Origin of the sequence: Mesorhizobium sp. M7A.F.Ca.ET.027.03.2.1 (assembly GCF_003999175.1) — a bacterium.
Classification (GTDB): domain Bacteria; phylum Pseudomonadota; class Alphaproteobacteria; order Rhizobiales; family Rhizobiaceae; genus Mesorhizobium.
The window spans coordinates 1-3,393 of the sequence record NZ_RZOM01000679.1 but is presented as its reverse complement, the minus strand read 5'-3'; the positions used below and the strand labels follow the sequence as shown (position 1 = coordinate 3,393).

General features: G+C 62.4%; 3 protein-coding genes. 2 read left to right on the top strand and 1 reads right to left on the bottom strand.

Annotated features, from left to right (window positions below; all coding sequences use genetic code 11):
- Positions 1-1,412: hypothetical protein (locus EN750_RS24755; RefSeq protein WP_127398018.1), on the top strand; the 1,412-nt coding region annotated here is incomplete at its 5' end.
- 10 nt (positions 1,413-1,422) lie between these two features.
- On the opposite strand, the gene EN750_RS24750 is transcribed toward EN750_RS24755, so the two are convergent.
- Positions 1,423-2,136 (bottom strand): transcriptional regulator NanR, encoded by a 714-nt coding sequence (locus EN750_RS24750; RefSeq protein WP_023808899.1) that lies wholly within the window; start codon positions 2,134-2,136, stop codon positions 1,423-1,425.
- 174 nt (positions 2,137-2,310) lie between these two features.
- On the opposite strand from EN750_RS24750, the gene EN750_RS24745 reads away from it, so the two are divergent.
- Positions 2,311-3,393 (top strand): RuBisCO large subunit C-terminal-like domain-containing protein (locus EN750_RS24745; RefSeq protein WP_127398016.1); only part of this gene is annotated, 1,083 nt, incomplete at its 3' end.

Sequence of the window (3,393 nt, the reverse complement as noted above, 5' to 3'; positions counted from 1 at the left end):
AGCATACGGACGGCAGCGTGGAGGCGACAAAGCTTCCCGAACTGATAGACCCCTGGCAGCCTTTCAAGGATATCCGCGCCATCACCCATCAGGTTCGGCCTGGCGTCACCGCCGAATGCCGGATGGAAGGCGATACTTTCGAAATGGAGGACCAGCGCAACTGGTCGGACGCCTCCTACAAGACCTATGTGCGACCGCTGGCGCTGCCCTGGCCCTATGTGCTGCCTGCCGGCCAAACCCTGCGCCAGACGATCAGCCTGCGCATCGCAGGTGAAGGCAAAGCGCCGGCTGCCGCCGTGGCCAGCGAACCGGTCCGCGTCGAACTCGGCGAAGCAGGGCCAACGCTGCCGGATGTCGGCGTGGTCATCTATCCCGAAGATGTCGAGACGGCACTGGCGAACCTCTCCACGCTGACGACACTCGGCCCACAACAGCTGCTGTTTCACTACGATCCGACGCGCGGCCACGGGCTCGACGCCTTGCGCGCTTTCGCCCGGCTCGCAAATGCCCACGCTGCCGCAACGACCCTCGAATGCGTCGTTGTGTGCGCCGGCGATCTTGACGCCGAGATGTCAGGTGTCGCCGACCTGGTGCGCCAGGCCGGGCTAAAACTCTCGGCCATTGCCGTGTCGCCTTCGGTCGACCGGCAGTCGACACCGCCGGGCAGCACGTGGCCGGACTGTCCGCCGCTCGAGGACGTTTACGCGGCCGCGCGGCGCGCCTTTCCGGATATCCGCCTCGGCGGCGGCATGTTCAGCTACTTCACCGAACTCAACCGCAAGCGCGTGCCGGCGGACCAGCTCGATTTCATCACCCATTGTACTTGCCCGATCGTGCATGCCGCCGACGATCTCAGCATCATGCAATCGCTGGAGGCGCTGCCTTTCATCACCCGATCGGCGCGGGCGATCTTCGGGGCAAAGCCCTATCGGATCGGCCCGTCGACGATTGCCATGCGCCAGAACCCCTATGGCAGCGCGACCAAGCCCAATCCCGGGGGACAGCGCGTTGCCATGGCCGACAGCGATCCTCGCCACACCGGTCAGTTCGCTGCTGCATGGACGATCGGCTATGCCGCGCGTGTCGCACCGGTCGGACTGGAGATGTTGACACTTTCCAGCTTCACTGGACCTTTCGGCGTGCTCGCTTCATCAGGGGAACCTGTCGCGGAAGGATCACACCGGCCAATCTTCCAGCCCATCAAGGGGCTTTGCGAGCTGGCCGGCCTTGCGCATGTGTCGGCAAGGACGAGCGATGAAACCAAGGTGCTGGCGCTGGCCGGGCGCTCCGCCTCGGGCAAGACAATCGCGTGGCTGGCGAACCTGACGGCGGAAGACGTGCAGGTCGACATTTCAGCTTTTGGCCGAGGCCAGGTCGCAATGACGCCTTACGCGATCGTTCGGATCGGCTGAACCGCCGAGATCATTTTTCAGAATTCATCACATAGAGCGCGCGCGAGCGTTCGAGATGCTTGATCATCGCCTTCTCGGCGCCATCGGCATCCTTCTTCTCGATGCGGCCGATGATCTCTTCGTGCTCGGTCAGCGTGAACTTTTCCTTGCCGGTCCAGATCAGCATTTCGGTGTGGTATTCCTTCAGCCAGCCCAGCATCGCCTCGCTGACGGCAACATAGATCGGGTTACCGGAGATCGCGGCGATCTGCGTATGGAATTTCATGTCGGCGGAGATGAAGGCTTCGGAATCACCGCGAAAGCCGCGCTGTTCGGCAACAGTGGCCCGCAGCCGCTGCACATCCTCAGCGGTGGCCTTCTCGGCGGCTTCCCGAACCATGCCGCGCTCGAAGAAGATGCGCGCGGTCTTCAGGTGCTCAAGCGTGTCCTTCGACGACGACAGAATGATCTTGGCGGCGCCGTCGACCTGCTTGATGATCGACTTGGCGGTGAGTTGCAGCACCTTGGCGCGTTCGCCATGCGAGATCGCCACCAGGCCCATATTGCTCAGCGCCTGCATCGCCTCGCGAATCGCCGGCCTGCCGACCTCGAAGCGCTCCATCAGTTCACGCTCCGACGGCATGTCGTCGCCCGGCATCAGCTCGCCGCTGGTGATCAGGCGTTTCAGCCGCAAGAAGACCTCATCGGAAAGCTTGCGCCGGACAATCGGTTCCGAACGGTTCATCGTCGCGAATCACTCCCTTGACCCGGCCTTATCTAACACTGCCGCCACAATTCCCGGAATTGCCGTCTGTCGATCCCGCTGCCGGATATGACTTGCAATACTTATGTACTCATTATACCAGATTTGAAACACCGGTGAACCTTTTTCGAACGCCTCGGCTTGAGACAGCGGACCATGATCACGCTCACCTACCGCATCGAAACGCCTGGAAGCATCGAAGTCCTGGCGGCCAAGATCGCCAGCGATCAGTCGACCGGCACCTTCGTCGCGCTGCCCGGCGAGACCGAGGAACTGAAAGCCCGGGTGGCGGCGCGCGTGCTGGCGATACGGCCTCTGGCCGATGCCGAGCGGCCGTCGCTTCCCGACAGCGGCAACGGGCCGTTCAGGCGCGCCGATGTCGATATCGCCTTTCCATTCGATGCCATCGGCACCGACCTTTCGGCACTGATGACCATTGCCATCGGCGGCACCTATTCAATCAAGGGCCTCACCGGGATTCGCATCGTCGACATGAAATTGCCGGAGGAGTATCGCGGCGCGCATCCCGGCCCCCAGTTCGGTGTCGCCGGCAGCCGTCGGCTGACCAATGTGACGGATCGTCCGATCATCGGCACCATCGTCAAGCCGGCGCTGGGCTTGCGGCCATATGAGACGGCGGCAATGGTGGCGGAACTGATCGCCGCCGGTGTCGACTTCATCAAGGACGACGAGAAGCTGATGAGCCCGGCCTATTCGCCCCTGTCGGAACGAGTGAAGGCGATCGTGCCGCTGATCCTCGACCACGAGCAGAAGACCGGCAAGAAGGTGATGTATGCCTTCGGCATCTCGCATGCCGACCCCGATGAGATGATGCGCAACCACGATATGGTGGCGAAGGCTGGCGGCAATTGCGCTGTTATCAACATCAATTCGATCGGCTTCGGTGGCATGGCGTTCCTGAGGAAGCGCTCCAGTCTGGTGCTGCATGCTCACCGCAACGGCTGGGACATCCTCACCCGGCACCCCGGGCTAGGCATGGACTTCAAGGTCTGGCAGCAATTCTGGCGACTGCTCGGCGTCGACCAATTCCAGATCAACGGCATCGCCTCGAAATACTGGGAACCGGATGATTCTTTCGTCGAATCGTTCAAGGCGGTGACGACACCGATCTTTTCACCCGAGGACTGCGCCTTGCCGGTGGCGGGCTCTGGCCAGTGGGGCGGCCAGGCTCCTGAGACATATGCGCGGACCGGCCGGACGGTCGATCTTCTCTATCTC

Coding starts and splice junctions, on each gene's coding strand:
- EN750_RS24750 (WP_023808899.1), bottom strand. CDS start 2,136: ATGAACCGTTCGGAACCGATTGTCCGGCGCAAGCTTTCCGATGAGGTC.